The sequence below is a fragment of the Flavobacterium sp. TAB 87 genome, assembly GCF_001529295.1.
Taxonomy (GTDB): Bacteria; Bacteroidota; Bacteroidia; order Flavobacteriales; family Flavobacteriaceae; genus Flavobacterium.
Genome location: NZ_LLWK01000037.1, coordinates 88136 through 106077, shown reverse-complemented (window position 1 = coordinate 106077; position 17942 = coordinate 88136). Strand labels below are relative to the sequence as shown.

12 protein-coding genes are annotated in these 17942 nt (G+C 34.7%); 5 read left to right on the top strand and 7 right to left on the bottom strand.

The features are described from left to right. The first annotated feature begins 167 nt into the window (after positions 1–167). The 3 genes from gyrB to secDF all read left to right on the top strand — a co-directional run bounded on the left by gyrB (position 168) and on the right by secDF (position 6297). The gene (gyrB, locus tag AP058_RS09710) at positions 168–2111 is read left to right on the top strand and encodes a DNA topoisomerase (ATP-hydrolyzing) subunit B (protein WP_066309867.1); all 1944 of its coding nucleotides are present in this window, start codon (positions 168–170) and stop codon (positions 2109–2111) included. A 48-nt stretch (positions 2112–2159) separates the two neighbouring features. Further along, positions 2160–3095: a malate dehydrogenase gene (mdh, locus tag AP058_RS09705; protein ID WP_066309863.1), complete on the top strand. Its 936-nt coding sequence runs from the start codon at positions 2160–2162 to the stop codon at positions 3093–3095. Positions 3096–3321: 226 nt separating this feature from the next. Then, on the top strand, positions 3322–6297 hold the full coding sequence (gene secDF, locus AP058_RS09700; RefSeq protein WP_066309861.1) for a protein translocase subunit SecDF: 2976 nt from the start codon (positions 3322–3324) through the stop codon (positions 6295–6297). A gap of 643 nt (positions 6298–6940) precedes the next feature. Here secDF and lgt read toward each other — a convergent pair. From lgt to AP058_RS09675, 5 genes are all read right to left on the bottom strand, one after another. Then, positions 6941–7870: a prolipoprotein diacylglyceryl transferase gene (gene lgt, locus AP058_RS09695; RefSeq protein WP_066309858.1), complete on the bottom strand. Its 930-nt coding sequence runs from the start codon at positions 7868–7870 to the stop codon at positions 6941–6943. Positions 7871–7935: 65 nt separating this feature from the next. Further along, positions 7936–8184, bottom strand: a complete 249-nt coding sequence (yidD, locus tag AP058_RS09690; protein WP_066311093.1) for a membrane protein insertion efficiency factor YidD — start codon at positions 8182–8184, stop codon at positions 7936–7938. A 78-nt stretch (positions 8185–8262) separates the two neighbouring features. Beyond that, a complete protein-coding gene (gene cysS / locus AP058_RS09685) occupies positions 8263–9744 on the bottom strand; it encodes a cysteine--tRNA ligase (protein ID WP_066309856.1) in 1482 nt (493 codons plus the stop codon). A gap of 77 nt (positions 9745–9821) precedes the next feature. Beyond that, positions 9822–10493 (bottom strand): GTP cyclohydrolase I FolE, encoded by a 672-nt coding sequence (gene folE / locus AP058_RS09680; RefSeq protein ID WP_066309854.1) that lies wholly within the window; start codon positions 10491–10493, stop codon positions 9822–9824. A 191-nt stretch (positions 10494–10684) separates the two neighbouring features. Next, positions 10685–11878, bottom strand: coding sequence for a pyridoxal phosphate-dependent aminotransferase (locus tag AP058_RS09675; protein WP_066309852.1), 1194 nt, complete (start codon positions 11876–11878; stop codon positions 10685–10687). Positions 11879–11989: 111 nt separating this feature from the next. Between AP058_RS09675 and AP058_RS09670 the strand changes: the two genes are divergently transcribed. After that, complete coding sequence (locus tag AP058_RS09670; RefSeq protein ID WP_157492679.1) at positions 11990–13318, top strand: PDZ domain-containing protein; 1329 nt, start codon at positions 11990–11992, stop codon at positions 13316–13318. Positions 13319–13360: 42 nt separating this feature from the next. Here the strand turns inward: AP058_RS09670 and AP058_RS09665 are convergent, their stop codons facing one another. Next, complete coding sequence (locus AP058_RS09665; protein ID WP_066309849.1) at positions 13361–13747, bottom strand: DUF1573 domain-containing protein; 387 nt, start codon at positions 13745–13747, stop codon at positions 13361–13363. Between the two features lie 163 nt (positions 13748–13910). Here AP058_RS09665 and AP058_RS09660 point away from each other — a divergent pair, with 163 nt between their 5' ends. Then, positions 13911–16544, top strand: coding sequence for a valine--tRNA ligase (locus AP058_RS09660; protein ID WP_066309848.1), 2634 nt, complete (start codon positions 13911–13913; stop codon positions 16542–16544). Positions 16545–16608: 64 nt separating this feature from the next. On the opposite strand, the gene AP058_RS09655 is transcribed toward AP058_RS09660, so the two are convergent. After that, positions 16609–17931, bottom strand: a complete 1323-nt coding sequence (locus AP058_RS09655; protein WP_066309846.1) for an APC family permease — start codon at positions 17929–17931, stop codon at positions 16609–16611. Between the last annotated feature and the right edge of the window lie 11 nt (positions 17932–17942).

Below are 17942 nucleotides of genomic sequence, written 5' to 3'. Positions count from 1 at the left end.
CCGATAGGAATTACTGTTAATACTATTTTTTGTGTTCAAAATACCTTCATTTTTTGGATAATGTGTTAATAACTTAAATAGTTATAAACAGATTTTAATGGGTATATAGGCTACGATTTTATATATTTGCGTGTTAGACAAATATTACATTTTTTAGAATAAAACATATGAGCGAAGAAATCAAGAACAACAATTATTCAGCAGATAGTATTCAGGCACTTGAAGGGATGGAGCACGTAAGAATGCGACCGTCGATGTATATTGGAGACGTAGGTGTTCGTGGACTCCATCATTTGGTTTATGAAGTAGTCGATAACTCGATTGATGAGGCGATGGGAGGACATTGTGATACGATAAGTGTTACAATCAATGAAGATGGATCAGTAAGTGTTGAAGACAACGGTCGTGGTATTCCAGTAGATATACATAAAAAAGAAGGCGTTTCTGCACTTGAGGTTGTAATGACCAAAATTGGAGCTGGAGGTAAATTTGACAAAGATTCGTATAAAGTTTCTGGAGGATTACACGGAGTTGGAGTTTCTGTTGTAAATGCACTTTCTATTCATTTGCGAGCTACGGTTCATAGTAGCAACGGAAAAGTCTACGAACAAGAATACGAAAAAGGAAAAGCACTATATCCGGTAAAACAAATTGGTGAAACTACAAAAAGAGGAACCATTGTTACTTTTTATCCTGATCCAAGTATTTTTACGCAAACTGTTGAGTTTTCGTATGAAACATTATCAGGACGTATGCGCGAATTGTCTTTCTTGAATAAAGGAATTGTAATCACGTTTACAGACAAAAGAGAAGTCGATGATAAAGGTGAATTTAAACAAGAAATATTTCATTCTACAGAAGGATTAAAGGAATATATTAGATACTTAGACGGAAATCGTGAACCAATTATTGCGCATGTAATAAGCATGGATAGTGATAAAGGGGAGATTCCAGTTGAGGTAGCCTTGATTTACAATACCAGTTACGGAGAGAATATTTTCTCATATGTAAATAATATCAATACGCACGAAGGAGGAACGCACTTGCAAGGTTTTAGAACGGGTCTTACGAGGTCGTTAAAGAAATATGCAGATTCGTCTGGAATGCTAGATAAATTGAAGTTTGATATTGCTGGAGATGACTTCCGTGAAGGCCTTACGGCAATTATATCAGTAAAAGTTCAAGAGCCACAATTTGAGGGGCAAACCAAAACGAAATTAGGAAATAGAGAAGTTGTGTCGCCAGTAAGTCAAGCTGTTGGAGATATGATTGAAGCTTATTTGGAAGAAAATCCTAATGATGCACGAATTATTGTTCAAAAAGTAATTCTTGCAGCGCAAGCACGCCACGCAGCTAAAAAAGCGCGTGAAATGGTTCAACGCAAAACCGTAATGGGTGGCGGTGGATTGCCAGGAAAATTATCGGACTGTTCTGAGCAAGATCCTGCAAAATGCGAAGTATATCTTGTCGAGGGAGATTCGGCAGGTGGAACGGCAAAGCAAGGTCGTGATCGTGCCTTTCAAGCTATTTTGCCTTTACGTGGTAAGATTTTGAACGTAGAGAAAGCAATGCATCACAAAGTTTTTGAAAATGAAGAGATTCGAAATATTTTTACAGCACTTGGTGTAACAGTAGGTACTGAAGAAGATAGTAAGGCGCTAAATATTTCAAAGCTACGATACCATAAAGTAATCATTATGTGTGATGCTGATGTCGATGGTAGTCATATTTCTACTTTAATTTTGACATTCTTCTTCCGATTTATGAGAGAATTAATCGAAGAAGGACACGTGTATATTGCTGCTCCACCTTTATATTTAGTTAAAAAGGGAAATAAAAAAGAATATGCTTGGAATGACTTACAGCGCGACCAAGCAAATGAGAGAATGGGCGGAAGCGCAGGAATTCAGCGCTACAAAGGTCTTGGGGAGATGAACGCAGAACAATTGTGGGAAACTACCATGGATCCAAGTTTTAGAACGTTGAGAAAAATAACAATTGACAGTCTTGCAGAAGCGGATCGTGTGTTCTCTATGTTAATGGGAGATGAGGTTCCGCCTCGTAGAGAATTTATTGAAAAAAATGCAGTTTATGCTAAAATAGATGCGTAAATTAGGAACTCAATTTTAATAATTAAAAACCTAAAAACACAGTATAATATGAAAGTTACCATTGTTGGAGCAGGAAACGTAGGAGCAACTTGTGCAGACGTCATTTCGTATAGAGGAATTGCAAGTGAAGTAGTATTATTAGATATCAAAGAAGGTTTTGCACAAGGAAAAGCTTTAGATATCATGCAATGTGCTACAAATACTGGTTTTAATACAAAAGTTACAGGAGTTACAAATGATTATACTAAAACCGCAGGAAGTGCAGTAGTAGTAATTACTTCAGGAATTCCAAGAAAGCCAGGAATGACTCGTGAAGAGCTTATTGGTATCAATGCAGGAATTGTGAAGTCGGTAGTGGAGAGTGTTTTACGACATTCACCAGATGCTATTATAGTGGTAGTTTCTAATCCAATGGATACCATGACTTATTTAGCTTTAAAAGCAACAGGATTACCAAAAAATAGAATAATTGGTATGGGTGGAGCTTTAGATAGTTCTCGATTTAGAACCTACTTATCTTTAGCTTTAGATAAACCATCAAATGATGTTTCTGCTATGGTTATTGGTGGACATGGAGATACAACTATGATTCCTTTAACTAGACTGGCGTCCTACAACGGTATTCCGGTTACACAATTTTTATCAGAAGATGTTTTGCAAAAAGTAGCTGCTGATACTATGGTAGGTGGAGCAACATTAACAGGACTATTAGGTACTTCTGCTTGGTATGCGCCAGGAGCTTCAGTTGCATTTTTAGTGGACAGTATTTTGAACGATCAAAAGAAAATGATTGCTTGTTCAGTAATGGTAGATGGAGAGTATGGCGAAAGCGATATTTGCATCGGTGTTCCATGTATTATTGGTAGAAACGGAGTGGAAGAGATCGTTGAAATTGAATTAAACGAACAAGAAAAAGCGCTTTTCGCAAAAAGTGCAGTAGCAGTTCGCAACATGAATGAAGCATTAAAAGACATATTGGCGTAATATTTTAGGCCTTAATTTAAAAAGACTGCAAAATAGCAGTCTTTTTTTTGATATTAATTAAAAAATTAATTGGTTAATATTTTCGTTAATTATATATTTGCTCGGTTCAAAAAAAATCATGAGATTAGCGGCCTTGTTTTTTAAGAAATTTTACTAGCTTAAGGCTAGTGTTCTAAAGGAATTAAAAACAGTAACAAACACAAAACATAATTAATTTTTAGTAATAATGCAGAATAAAGGACTTATTAAATTTTTCGCAATTCTATTTGCATTGGTAAGTATTTACCAATTATCCTTCACTTTTATGGCTAGTAAAGTCAAAGGTGATGCAAAATCTTTCGCAGCAGGAAACTCTGATAAAGAATTAAAATATTTAGATTCTATTAGTAAAGAAAAAGTTTTTAGTCTTGGATTTACTGATTTTACTTACGACGAAGTAAAAGACAAGCAAATCAACAAAGGTCTTGACTTAGAAGGGGGAATTAACGTAATTCTTCAGATTTCTGTAAAAGATGTTTTAAAAGGATTATCAAATAATTCTAAAAACCCAGTTTTTAATAAGTCATTAGCAGATGCTACTACTAATTTAAAAGGGAATCAAACGTATTTAGATGCTTTTTTCGATGCTTTTGAAGCCAATTCAAAAGGAACAGTAAAACTAGCTTCTCCAGATATCTTTGCAAACAGAAGTTTACAAGGTGAAGGTGGAATCGATTTTCAAATGACAGATGCACAAGCTAAAGTTGTTATCAAAAGAAAAGTTGATGAGTCTGTAGAAAGTGCTTTTGGAGTATTAAGAAAACGTATCGATAAATTTGGTGTTTCACAACCAAATATCCAAAAATTAGGAGAAACAGGTAGAATCTTGGTTGAATTACCAGGAGCAAAAGATGTAGATAGAATTAAAAAACTATTGCAAAGTACGGCTCAATTAGAATTTTGGGAAACGTACAAAATCGAAGATATGGGTAATTTCTTAATGGCTGCAAACGACGCCTTAAAGAAAACCGAAATCAAAAAAACAGAAACTAAAACTGTTGCAAAAGATTCTTTAAGTGATTTGTTAACTGGAGGAAAAGATTCAGCGAATGCTGCAACAGGAAACAATCCTTTATTTGATAAATTAATTGGTCAAGGTGGTGGTCCTGTTTTAGGATTATTTGCTCCTAAGGATACAGCAACAATCAACGGTTATTTAAAAAGAGCAGACATTAAAGTTTTATTGCCTGCAGACTTACATTATGCAAAATTTGTTTGGGGTAAACCAACAAAATTGAGCGATGCTAAAGGAAAACAAATTGAAGCAGTTGAATTATATGCTTTAAAAGGGAACAGAAACAATGAAGCTGCGATGAGCGGTGGAGTCGTTACAGATGCAAAAGATACTTTTGATCAGATGGGTAAACCAGCTGTGTCAATGCAAATGAACAGCCAAGGCGCCAAATCTTGGGAAGAATTAACCGGTAGAGCTTACTCTCAAAAAAGCAATATCGCAATTGTTTTAGATGACATCGTTTATTCTGCGCCTGGAGTTTCTAGCGGTCCAATTTCTGGAGGTAGATCTGAAATTTCTGGAGTGTTTGATGTAACAGAAACAAAAGATTTAGCAAACGTTTTACGAGCAGGTAAATTACCAGCTGCAGCAGATATTGTACAATCAGAAGTGGTAGGACCATCTTTGGGTCAAGAAGCAATTGATAATGGAACAAATTCAGCGTTGATCGGGTTGCTTTTAGTATCCCTTTGGATGATGATTTACTACGGTAAAGCAGGTTGGTATGCTAATATTGCATTAGCGGTTAACTTACTTTTCTTATTCGGAATTTTAGCAAGTTTAGGTGCGGTTCTTACTTTGCCTGGTATTGCTGGTATCGTATTAACGATGGGTACTGCGGTAGATGCAAATATTATTATATTCGAACGTGCAAAAGAAGAATTACGTCTTGGTAAAACACTAGACGAATCGGTAAAAATCTCCTATAGTTGGAGAGGTGCAATGTCATCTATTACAGATGCCAACGTAACGCACATTTTAACTGGAGCCGTTTTATTTATCTTCGGATCGGGACCAATTAAAGGTTTTGCTACAACATTATTGATCGGTATTATTACCTCTTTATTTACTTCTATTTTTATCGCTAGAATTTTCATTGATAGAAATATTAATAAAAAGAACGATTTAACTTTTGTTACGTCAGTAACCAAAAATTGGTTTACAAACTTCAATTTTGATTTCCTTGGAGTTAAAAAATGGACATACAGTTTCTCTGTGATTATTGTAATTTTAAGTTTAGTTTCTATTTTCACTAATGGTTTTGACCAAGGTGTTGATTTTGTTGGAGGTAGAACTTTCCAAGTTCGTTTTGAAAAACCGGTTAAAGCTGAAGAAATTAAAGATGAACTAGTTGCTGTTTTTGGAAGTGTAGAAGCGAAAGTTTTTGGTAGCGACAATCAGTTAAAGATTACTACGAAATACAAAGTAGAAGAGCACGGAATCGAAGCTGACGAAGAAGTCAATAAATTAATGTACGAAACATTAAAACATCACTATGCTGCAGGTTTAACTTACGATCAATTTATCAACTCATACAGTGGTAAAAAAGTAGGTATTTTACAAGCATCTAAAGTAGGACCAACAGTTGCAGAAGATATTAAAACCAATGCATATTGGGCAGTTCTTGGAGCTATGATTATAGTAGGTCTATACTTAGTTATCAGTTTTAGAAAATGGCAGTACAGTTTGGGAGCTATCGCAGCAGTTGCGCATGATGTTATCTTTGTATTAGGAATTTATTCTTTCTGTTACAAATTCATGCCATTCGGAATGGAGATTGACCAACACTTTATTGCAGCAATTTTGACTGTTATTGGGTACTCGATGAATGATACCGTTATTGTGTTTGACAGAGTTCGTGAATATTTAGCAGGAAACATGAAAGGTTCATTTGCTGATATCGTAAACTCGGCTATTAATACAACGATGTCAAGAACGATAAATACGTCATTAACAATGATTATTGTATTATTGATCATGTTTGTTTTCGGTGGAGAATCAATTAGAGGATTTATTTTCGCGATGCTAATTGGTATCGTCGTAGGAACCTACTCTTCATTATTTATTGCAACTCCGGTATTAGTGGACACGATTTCAGAAGACGCAAAACACGTTGTTGAAGATCATCACAACGAGTTGAAAGCATAATTTCAAAAGATATATTGCATACAAAAGGGATTCAGCGTAAGTTGAATCCCTTTTTTTTTGTTTTGCAACTTCCATTTTCTAATTTATAATATGTTAGGACCAAAAGTTTGCTGAATCTTTTATGCCTGCAAAAACAGTCAAAAAAGGATGTCACTTACATCCGTGTTAAGTCAGTTTTTCTGGTACTTTTAAGCACGAGTTGATTGGTTTCTTTGTAGTTATCACATCTCTACCAAAGGTGCTTTACCATCCATCTATGAAATAAAATAAGCTATTTCTCTTATTATAATCATCATGAAGTCGCAATCTCCAATGGTATTTCTTTAAAGTTCTATTTCTTGGCTTTACTATTCAGTACGATCTCAAGTCTACTTAATTAACCTAGTCCTTCTGATGAAAGAATATTCTCGGGGAAAATATCCGTTAATTTTTCGTCTATTTGATCTTGATTATTTGTTTAACCACCTTATTTTTAATATTTTGCTAGTTCTGTAAAGCTAAACTTTTCAAAAGTAGTTCCGAAACATTTTTACTTGATAATCTTTAAAACGATAATTATACAATGCCAATTAGACGTAAAAAATCCGAAACCACTTATAAACGGTTTCGGATTTCTATATTAATAGTAGTGTTTAATGCTTGATTAAAGGTCTCTAGGAACGTTATTAGCGCGAATCATAAAGTAGATACCTACAATAATAAACGGGATGCTTAGCCATTGTCCTGTCGAGAATATGCCTAATTCATTCTCAAATCCGCCTTGACTTTCTTTTACAAATTCAACTATGAATCGAACGACAAATAATAACACTAAAAACAAACCAAATAAAAATCCTGATTTTTGTCTGATATTAGTTTTCCAGTATAGAAAAAATAACAGAGCGAATACAAAAATATAACAAAATGCTTCATACAATTGTGTCGGATGTTTTGCTGGCACTTGTTCTAATAGCGAAAAGAATTTCGGATCATTAGCTATGGCACTATAAGCCGCCTTAGGATTTGGAATCTGAGTAGCATTGACTGCTTCGCTTGGATTAAATTGATCGTGTAAAAATCGAATTCCAAATACCGAATCTGTTTGTTTTCCTATAATTTCAGAGTTAAAGAAATTTCCCAAACGAACAAAAACAGCTCCACTTGAAACAGGGATTACAATGCGATCTAGAATCCACAGTAAAGGGCGTTTCAATATTTTTTTACTAAAATAATACATTGCAACAATTACAGAAATGGCAGCTCCATGGCTCGCTAATCCTTGGTATCCAGTAAATTCAAACTTTGGTGAGAAGCGGAAGGGTAAGAAGATTTCCGCAATGTTATTTCTAAAGTATTCCCAATCATAAAAAAAGACATGACCTAAACGAGCTCCAATTAAGGTGGCTAGAACAGACCAAATGAAGAGCGAGTCTAATTTTTCAACCGATTCGCCTTCTCGAACAAATATCTGCTTCATAATGTACCACCCTAGTCCAAACGCGATTACAAACATTAGGCTGTAGTAGCGAATCATAAAAAAGCCTAAATCTATTCCTTCAGAAGGGTTCCAAACCATGTGTAAAGCTGTATTCATTAAGTAAAATATTTTATTGTATTGTAAAAATAGAACTTTAAAATAAAGAATATCGTTAAATAAAGTTAATCTTTTGAATCTGCCTGTTTCTCTGGAACGGGGTCATACCCTTTTCCGCCCCAAGGATTGCAGCGAACAATTCGTTTGAGTCCTAAATAACCACCGTAAAACAAACCATGGTTTTGTAAAGCGCCAATCATATAACTAGAACAAGTAGGCTCGAAGCGACAGACCGAAGGTGTAAAAGGAGAAATAGCGACTTGGTAAAAACGCACCAATAGTACAAAGGGATAAATTAGAATTTTTGATACCATAAAAGGAGAGTGTTCGGTTTTCATTCTATCAATAGCTAATGCAATCAAACTTTATTGGTCTAACTGAATAAAGCGAAATTAGTTAACGCTAAATGTAGTTCCTTCTTTACCGTCTTTTAATTGAATTCCTAAGCCAATCAATTGATCTCTAATTTGGTCAGAAAGAGCAAAGTTTTTATCTGATCGAGCTTGATTTCGCATCCCGATAAGCATGTCAACCATTCCTTCTAATTTGTCAGTTGTTGCATCGGATGCTTTTTCATCTTTCAATCCCAAGACATCAAAAACAAAAGCATGTATGGTTTTGGTGAAGTCCGCTAAATCGTCAGCAGTTATCGTTTCTTTGCCTTCATTTAGCAAATTGATATATCTAACGGCATCAAATAATTGCGCAATCAAGATCGGCGAATTAAAATCATCATTCATCGCATCGTAACACGCTTGCTTCCATTCCGCTAATGGGAATGAGGTAACTGTAGTTGGAGAAATAGTTGGTAATGTTGCAAGGGCTTCCATTAAACGTTTGTATCCTTTTTCGGCTGCAACAATCGCATCATCAGAAAAATCTAATACGCTGCGATAATGTGCTTGTAGCATGAAAAAACGAGTAACTGAGGCAGAAAATGGCTTACTTAAAATAGAATTTTTTCCTGATAAAATCTCACCTGGAAGAATATTATTTCCAGTAGATTTCGCCATCTTTTTACCGTTTAAAGTTAGCATATTAGCGTGCATCCAGTAATTTACAGGTGTCTGACCGGTACAAGCTTCATTTTGTGCAATTTCGCACTCGTGGTGCGGAAATTTTAAATCTAATCCACCGCCGTGTATGTCAAAGTGGTTTCCAAGATATTTGGTGCTCATTGCAGTACACTCTAAGTGCCAACCAGGAAAACCATCACTCCAAGGCGAAGGCCAGCGCATAATATGTTGCGGCTCTGCTTTTTTCCATAAAGCAAAGTCTTGTGGATTTTTTTTATCCGATTGACCGTCCAAATCGCGCGTATTCGTTAACATATCCTCAAGATTACGTCCACTTAAAATACCGTATTTTTTGGTTTCGTTGTATTTTTTTACATCAAAATAAACCGAGCCGTTAGATTCGTACCCGATTCCTGTAGCTATAATTTTTTTAATGATTTCAATTTGTTCTATGATATGTCCAGTTGCCGTAGGTTCAATACTTGGAGGTAAAAAAATGAAAGCTTTTAAAATTTCATGAAAGTCAACGGTATATCGCTGAACTACTTCCATAGGTTCCAACTGCTCTAAACGCGCTTTTTTTGCGATCTTATCTTCACCTTCGTCTACGTCATCAACAATATGGCCGACGTCGGTAATGTTGCGAACATAACGAACTTTATAATCGAGATGTAAGAAGTATCTAAAAATTACGTCAAAAGACATAAACGTACGCACATTTCCTAAGTGTACATTGCTGTACACAGTGGGACCACAAACATACATTCCAATATTTCCTTCATGTACAGGAGTAAAAACTTCTTTTTCGCCCGACAGTGAATTGTATATTTTTAAGTGTTGAGTGGTATATAATGGCATGTTTATGTTTTGTTTGACTTTAAATCGAATGTTTAGATTCGATTACTAAGAATAAAAAATAATCGTTTTGTAAATTTTTAGAACTTCGTCTCTAATTTGATATAATCTAAAAATTCACGTCTAGTTTGCGCCTCTTTAAATTTACCACCAAATTCAGAGGTAACAGTACTACTTTCGATGTCTTTAATTCCTCTAGAATTTACGCATAGGTGTTTGGCATCAATGACACAAGCAACATCTTCTGTACCTAATGCTTGTTGTAATTCCTGAACAATTTGCATCGTTAAACGCTCTTGAACTTGCGGTCTTTTACTATAATGTTCAACAATTCGGTTCATTTTTGAAAGTCCAATTACGCGGCCTTTTGAGATATAAGCTACGTGAGCTCTACCAATTATTGGTAATAAATGGTGCTCGCAAGTTGAATAAAGTGTAATGTTTTTTTCTACCAACATTTCACCATATTTGTAATTATTTTCAAAAGTAGAAGCTTTTGGTTTCTTAAGCGGATTTAATCCACCAAATATTTCTTTAACGAACATTTTAGCTACTCTATTGGGAGTCCCTTTAATGCTGTCATCGTTCAAATCCATTCCTAGAGTTTGCAGAATGTTTTCGACGTCTTTTTTTATTTTTTCTATTTTTTCATCATCAGATAAGTCAAAAGCGTCTTCTCTAACTGGGTTTTGTGCGTTGGTGGCAATGTGATTGTCACCTATTTCATCTGAAAAATCGTTAGCGTTTATCATTAAAAATCAATTATTGTGGGTATCTATTTTAAGCTTGTAAAGGTAATTAATTAATAGGAAACATTAGTCTCCCTATTTACTTTTAATACTTGTTTAAGCTTTGAAATAAGTTTTTTATCGTGATTATTTAATCTAAGCTAAAAAAGGCAATAACTTTTAAGTGTTATTGCCTTTGTATAAGTTTGAAATTACTACTTTTTGGTGTAGACTAATAAAGCTTCTTTTAAAACAGTAACCGCTTTTTTTAATTCCTCTCTATCCAATACGTAGGCAATCCTAATTTGATTCATTCCCATTCCTGGTGTCGAATAAAATCCAGACGCAGGAGCAACCATCACGGTTTCTCCATTGTAATCGTAACTTTCTAGTAACCACTTTGCAAAATGTTCTGCATCGTCAATTGGCAATTGTACGATACAGTAAAAAGCTCCTTTTGGCTTGGTAACGACTAAACCTTCAATTTTATCCAACTCAGTTATTAACGTGTTGCGTCTTTGTCTGTACTCATCAACTACTTTTTCAAAATATCCATCTGGAGTGTCTATCGCTGCCTCACAAGCAATTTGCTCAATGGTTGGCGGACTTAGGCGAGCCTGCGCAAACTTTAAAACTGTAGCAATTATTTCTTTATTTTTAGAAACCAGACAACCAATACGTGCGCCACACATACTGTATCGTTTCGAAACGGAATCAATCATTATGACATTGGGCTCTACATCTTTTAAATTCATTACAGAATGGTGAACATCACCATCATAAGTAAATTCACGATAGACTTCGTCTGCAATTAAAAACAAATTGTATTTTTTGACTAAAGTAGCCAATTGTAGCATTTCCTTTTCAGAATACAAATAACCAGTTGGATTTCCCGGATTACAAATTAAAATAGCTTTTGTCTTCGGTGTAATTAAATCATCAATTGTATCAAAACTTGGTAAAGCAAATCCACTTTCAATTGAAGAAGTCAAAGGTACTATGGTAGCGCCTGTGGATGTAGCAAAAGCATTGTAATTGGCGTAGAAAGGTTCCGGAATAATGATTTCGTCGCCTGGGTCTGTAATAGCCGCTAATGCAAATAGCAATGCTTCTGAACCGCCGGTAGTGATTAGAATATCTTCAAAATTTACGTCTACATCTTGTGATTGATAGAGAGTTGCAAGTTTACGTCTGTAACTTTCATAACCTGCAGAAGGACTGTATTCAATAATATCTCCATCAAAATTTCTAATGGCAGCAAGCGCTTTTTCAGGTGTCTTAATATCGGGTTGGCCTATATTTAAATGATACACTTTAAGACCTTTTTCTATCGCAATATCAGCGTAAGGAGCAAGTTTTCGTATCGGCGACTCTGGCATGTTTTTGCCTTTCTTTGAAATTGTTAGCATTTTAGAATTTTTGAAGTGCAAATTTGCGTATTTTTTCCCAAATTAACACCAGTTTTATTGATATGTGTAATTTTGTGTCAATTAGTGATATTTTTAGTAATTTTATAAGAAATGACCAAAATCAAAACGTTTTTTTGTCTCTTTTTTTTATTATCAGCAACAACAACTTTAGTTGCACAAGAAAATTTTATCCTGCCTAAACAGCAAGATAAAGCTATTATTCCTTTTAAGCTAATTAATAATCTGGTTTTTATTCCGATAAAAGTAAACGGAGTAGAGCTTAATTTCTTATTAGATTCGGGTGTAGTTGAAACAATTTTGTTCAGCCTAGAAGATAAAAAAGAGGTCAGTTTTTTTAATTCTGAAAAAATAAAATTAAAAGGTTTAGGTAGTGACGAATCTATCGAGGGTTTAAAATCGACTAACAATATTTTAGAAACGCACGGCTTAATGTCTAAAAATCACACGATTTTTATCATTCTTGATCAATCTTTTAATTTGGCAGCACACATCGGCATTCCCGTAAATGGTATTATTGGTTATAAATTGTTTCAAGATAATGTGGTTGAAATCGATTATCAAAAAAGAAAGATTTATGTCTATACTAACGATGCAAAAGTTAAAGCTAGAAAACTCTTGAAATTTGATAAAATTCCGATTACGATTGAAAGATCGAAGCCGTATTTAATTGCAGATATTTCGGTAAATGAGAGGCAGCGGAAGTCAAAATTATTAATAGACATTGGTAACAGTGATGCTATTTGGTTGTTTCAAAATGACAGTTTACTATTGCCTGCTAAAAAGTTTGAAGATTTTTTAGGTAAAGGCTTTAGTGGTGATGTTTTAGGATATCGCGCCAAAATTGCTCAGTTTAAAATTGGAGATTTTGAGTTCAATAAACCCATAACCGCATTTCCTGACACAGCTTCTGTGCGAAATGTTAATATGGTGTTGGATCGTGTAGGTTCTGTCGGCGGAGAAATTTTATATCGTTTTACCGTGATACTAGATTATCAAAAAGAATTATTGTATTTGAAAAAGAACAGTAATTTTAAAAAACCATTTCAGTACAACCATAGCGGGATTGCCGTTCAACACAACGGTTTGCAGTGGATCAAAGAGACTGTAGGTTTAAAAGCTCCTGCAGCTGCTTATGTTGCAGAAGAAGAATCAAAAAGTAAAACAATTAATTTTAAGTATGAATTTAAATTAAAGCCAATTTTTGAAATAGCCTCTATTCGAAAAAATTCTTCTGCCGAGAAAGTAGGACTGCGATCAGGAGATATTATTTTAAGCATTAATAATCAAAGTATTCATCGCTTTAATTTGCAACAAATCAACAACCTTTTAAAATCTGAAGGGAGTAAATACATTGTTATGGAAGTAGAACGGAACAATAAAATTCTGAAATTTAAATTTGAATTAATTGATGAGCTCTAAAATAAAAAAAAGCCTCTTGATTATCAAGAGGCTTTTTTAGTTTTAGTTAACCACTTCGCCTTTAATTTTTAAAGCTACTCGGCCTTCGGGACAGTTTGTAGCATTCGACTCCACCGTAATAGTTTTTCTAATGGGACCGGGAGCCATATTGTACTTGATTTCAATTTTGCTTGATTTTCCTGGCATAATTCCAACTGACGGATGAGAAACAATCGTTATACCACTAGTAGATTGTACCGATGTAATCATTAAAGGTGCATCTCCAGTATTGGTGAATTCAAAAGAACGAATGCCGTTGTCTCTACTTTTTTCCACTTTTCCGTAATCAATTGTATTGTCTGAGGCAGCAAAACTAATCTTCGGATTATTTTGAGCAAATCCTATGGCGCTAACAAGTAAAATTGTTAGTAATGTGACTGCTTTTTTCATCATTTTTAATTTTGTAGGTTATTTAGTAAATGTACTTTGTTTTAATTAATACACAATTTATTAATTCTCTTTTTATAGTGTACTTTAATTATTTACTTTTGCTAACAGTATAAATTACAAAAATCAAACCAAATATTTTTTGGTTCTAAACCGTTGCTTTTTTATGAGTATTCCAGCACAATTTGACGCTAAAACTATCGAGAATAAATGGTACGACTATTGGATGAAAAATAATTATTTCCATTCAGAACCGGACCATAGAACACCATATACCATTGTAATTCCTCCGCCAAACGTTACGGGAGTTTTACACATGGGACACATGCTAAACAATACCATTCAAGATGTTTTAATACGCAGAGCACGTTTAAAAGGATTTAATGCTTGTTGGGTTCCAGGAACCGATCATGCCTCTATTGCGACCGAAGCCAAAGTGGTAGCGAAATTAAAATCGGAAGGAATTAACAAGAATGACTTAACTCGTGAAGAGTTTCTGAAGCACGCTTGGGATTGGACCGATAAGTACGGAGGTGTAATTTTAGAGCAACTTAAAAAATTAGGCGCTTCTTGCGATTGGGAACGTACAAAGTTTACTATGGATGCTGACATGTCGGCATCTGTTATTAAATCGTTTGTTGATTTGTATAATAAAGGATTGATTTACCGTGGATACCGTATGGTAAACTGGGATCCAGAAGCAAAAACAACTTTGTCTGATGAAGAGGTTATATATGAAGAACAAAACGGGAAGTTGTATTTTCTGAATTATAGAATTGAAGGTTCGGAAGAATTTTTAACTATTGCAACAACACGTCCTGAAACTATTTTTGGAGACACAGCTATTTGTGTCAATCCAAACGACGAGCGTTTTGTGCATTTGAAAGGCAAAAATGCAATTGTGCCAATTTGTGGTCGTATCATTCCGATTATCGAAGATGAGTATGTAGATATTGAATTTGGTACAGGTTGTTTGAAAGTGACCCCTGCACACGATATGAATGATAAAGCACTAGGAGAAAAGCACAATCTTGAAATCGTTGATATTTTTAATGAAGATGCTACATTAAACAGTTTTGGCTTGCATTATCAAGGAAAAGACCGTTTTGTAGTTCGTGACGAAGTAGCCAAAGAGTTAGAAGAAATTGGCGCTTTGGCAAAAACCGAGATCCACTTAAACAAAGTAGGGACTTCAGAAAGAACTAAAGCGGTAATCGAGCCAAGATTATCAGATCAGTGGTTTTTGAAAATGGAAGACTTAGTTAAGCCTGCAATAAAATCGGTACTAGAAGATGGTGCCATAAAATTACATCCAGCACGTTTTAATAATACCTATGCACACTGGCTGAACAATATTCGCGATTGGAATATCTCTCGCCAATTGTGGTGGGGACAACAAATTCCTGCGTATTTCTATGGCGATGGAAAAGAAGATTTTGTCGTGGCTGAAAATATACAAGACGCTTTGGTTATAGCTAAAGAAAAAACGGCAAACTCAAATCTTACTACTGCAGACTTACGACAAGATGTGGATGCTTTAGATACTTGGTTTTCTTCTTGGTTGTGGCCAATGTCTGTTTTTGGAGGAATAATGGATCCAGAAAGCGAAGATTTTAAATACTATTATCCCACAAATGATTTAGTAACTGGTCCAGATATTTTATTTTTCTGGGTAGCGCGAATGATTATTGCAGGATACGAATACACTGGTAAAAAACCATTTACTAATGTATATTTAACTGGTTTGGTTCGCGACAAGCAGCGTCGTAAAATGTCTAAATCATTAGGTAACTCTCCTGATCCATTAGATTTAATCGAAAAATTTGGAGCTGATGGAGTTCGTGTTGGTTTATTGTTGAGCGCATCCGCAGGAAATGACATTATGTTTGATGAAGAACTATGCAACCAAGGAAAAGGATTTACCAATAAAATATGGAATGCCTTTAAATTGATAAAGGGCTGGGAAGTTTCGGAAACGATTCCGCAGCCAGAATCATCAAAAGTAGCGGTTGAATGGTATGAAGCTAAATTGCAACAAACTTTAATTGAAATTGAAGACAACTTCGAAAAGTACAGAATTTCAGAAGCTTTAATGGGAATTTATAAATTGGTTTGGGACGATTTCTGCTCTTGGTTTTTAGAAATGATTAAACCGGCTTACCAACAACCCATTGATAAAATCACTTTTGATAAGGCGATTGAGATGCTCGAAAACAATCTAAAATTATTGCATCCGTTCATGCCTTTCTTAACCGAAGAAATTTGGCAGCACATTGCTGTAAGAACGGCTGAAGAAGCATTAATTGTTTCTACTTGGCCAGAAATAAAACCTTTTAATGCCAGTTTAATTGCTGATTTTGAGTCGACTATCGAAGTAATTTCTGGAATTAGAACCATTCGTAAAGACAAGAACATACCTTTTAAAGATGCAATCGAGTTGAAAGCAATCAATAACGATAAGGTGTCGACTTATTTTGATACCATTGTAACAAAATTAGGAAATATTTCGAACTTTGAATATGTTGCAGATAAAGTTGATGGCGCACTTTCTTTCAGAGTAAAATCAAACGAATATTTCATTCCGATTTCTGGAAGTATTGACGTAGACGCTGAAATTGCAAAGTTGAACGCTGAGTTGATTTACACACAAGGTTTCTTAAAATCGGTTCAATCAAAATTAGCAAATGAAAAATTTGTTGCCGGTGCACCAGAAAAAGTGCTGGCCAACGAAAGACAAAAAGAATCGGATGCTTTAGCAAAAATTGCTACAATTGAGCAAAGTTTAGCCGGATTAAAATAAGCAAATTAAAATATTGGTTTAAATACAAAACCCGACCTCTTTTATAGTGGTCGGGTTTCTTTTTTTAGTTTCCTCTATTTCTTGATTTTAAGATCAAAAACAAAGGATAGGAAATAAGCACCATTGCTAGAATGATAACAAAGCTTTTAGTGTCACTATAAATAAACCCGAGTAATAAAGCGATAGAAACAATAATTACAATGATAGTGCTCCATGGATACCAAATAGAACGATAGGGTCTCGGTAAATTGGGTTCTTTAGTTCTTAATTTCAAAAGAGAGAAGTAAGCTAATAGCCAAACAATTATAGAAGTAAAGGCAGCAAATGAAAATAAAACTTCAAAAGAACCGATAAAAATCAGACACAAACTAAATAAAGATGAAACTAAAAGAGCCACAATTGGCGTTCCGCCTTTATTAACTAACGTCCCTTTTGTAGTAAAAAAACCATCTCTACTTAATCCGTATAAAATTCGTGGAGGAATCATCATAAAAGCATTTAAGATACTCAGCAGAGAAAAAATAGAAATTACAGTGACAATTATTGCCTCTTTTTTTCCAAATATAATATTAGCTACATCTCCAGCAGCAAGGTTTGATTCTGCTAAAGTCTCTACTGGTAAAACATAAAAAAAAGCAATATTTAATAAAGTATAAATCGCGATTACTAGTATAATACCACTATATAAAGAACGCGGAATATCTTTACTTGGGTTGTCGTTTTCTTCTGCAAAAAAGCAAACATTATTCCAACCATTGTAGGTGCCGATGATGAGTTGTAATGATTTAAATAACCCAAACAGTAATCCAATTTGAAAAAAAGAATTGTCTTTTTGGATAGGAGGAAGCTTAGCACCAGAATACAAGAAACAAGCGATAACCAAAGCGACAAAACAAATAACTTTTATAAAACTTGTTATCTTTTGAATAGAGCTACCATTTTTTACACCACTCAAATGTATTAGAACAAAAATTAGTAATAGCGCAATCGAGATTTCAGCCGAATAATTGTACAGTTGAGGAAATAAAATAATAAGATATTCGCTAATGACAATGCAATAAAACGCTGGCGGAATTGCATTGGTTATATAATCAAACCAGCCAGACAAAAAACCAGCATACTCACCAAAAGCTCTTTTGATGTAATTGTAGGAACCTCCGGCTTTAGGCAACATGGTCGCTAGTTCTGCGTAGGAGTTAGCACCAATTAAAACAAATATTCCGCCAAAAACCCACGAAGCAATAATAAGCCAATAGTTTTCTAACAGACCGGCTATTGTTCCAGGAGTTCTTAAAATTCCAACTCCAATAGTTCCGCCAATTAGCATCGCAATATTAAAACTTAGCCCTAATGTTTTGCGCAATTGGTTCTTGTTAGTAATGGCCATTATTTGATTTT

What these genes read in the sequence shown, in the direction of transcription:
- gyrB (WP_066309867.1), top strand. Translation starts at nt 168, where the DNA reads ATGAGCGAAGAAATCAAGAACAACAATTATTCAGCAGATAGTATTCAG.
- mdh (WP_066309863.1), top strand. Translation starts at nt 2,160, where the DNA reads ATGAAAGTTACCATTGTTGGAGCAGGAAACGTAGGAGCAACTTGTGCA.
- secDF (WP_066309861.1), top strand. Translation starts at nt 3,322, where the DNA reads ATGCAGAATAAAGGACTTATTAAATTTTTCGCAATTCTATTTGCATTG.
- lgt (WP_066309858.1), bottom strand. Translation starts at nt 7,870, where the DNA reads ATGAATACAGCTTTACACATGGTTTGGAACCCTTCTGAAGGAATAGAT.
- yidD (WP_066311093.1), bottom strand. Translation starts at nt 8,184, where the DNA reads ATGGTATCAAAAATTCTAATTTATCCCTTTGTACTATTGGTGCGTTTT.
- cysS (WP_066309856.1), bottom strand. Translation starts at nt 9,744, where the DNA reads ATGCCATTATATACCACTCAACACTTAAAAATATACAATTCACTGTCG.
- folE (WP_066309854.1), bottom strand. Translation starts at nt 10,493, where the DNA reads ATGATAAACGCTAACGATTTTTCAGATGAAATAGGTGACAATCACATT.
- AP058_RS09675 (WP_066309852.1), bottom strand. Translation starts at nt 11,878, where the DNA reads ATGCTAACAATTTCAAAGAAAGGCAAAAACATGCCAGAGTCGCCGATA.
- AP058_RS09670 (WP_157492679.1), top strand. Translation starts at nt 11,990, where the DNA reads ATGACCAAAATCAAAACGTTTTTTTGTCTCTTTTTTTTATTATCAGCA.
- AP058_RS09665 (WP_066309849.1), bottom strand. Translation starts at nt 13,747, where the DNA reads ATGAAAAAAGCAGTCACATTACTAACAATTTTACTTGTTAGCGCCATA.
- AP058_RS09660 (WP_066309848.1), top strand. Translation starts at nt 13,911, where the DNA reads ATGAGTATTCCAGCACAATTTGACGCTAAAACTATCGAGAATAAATGG.
- AP058_RS09655 (WP_066309846.1), bottom strand. Translation starts at nt 17,931, where the DNA reads ATGGCCATTACTAACAAGAACCAATTGCGCAAAACATTAGGGCTAAGT.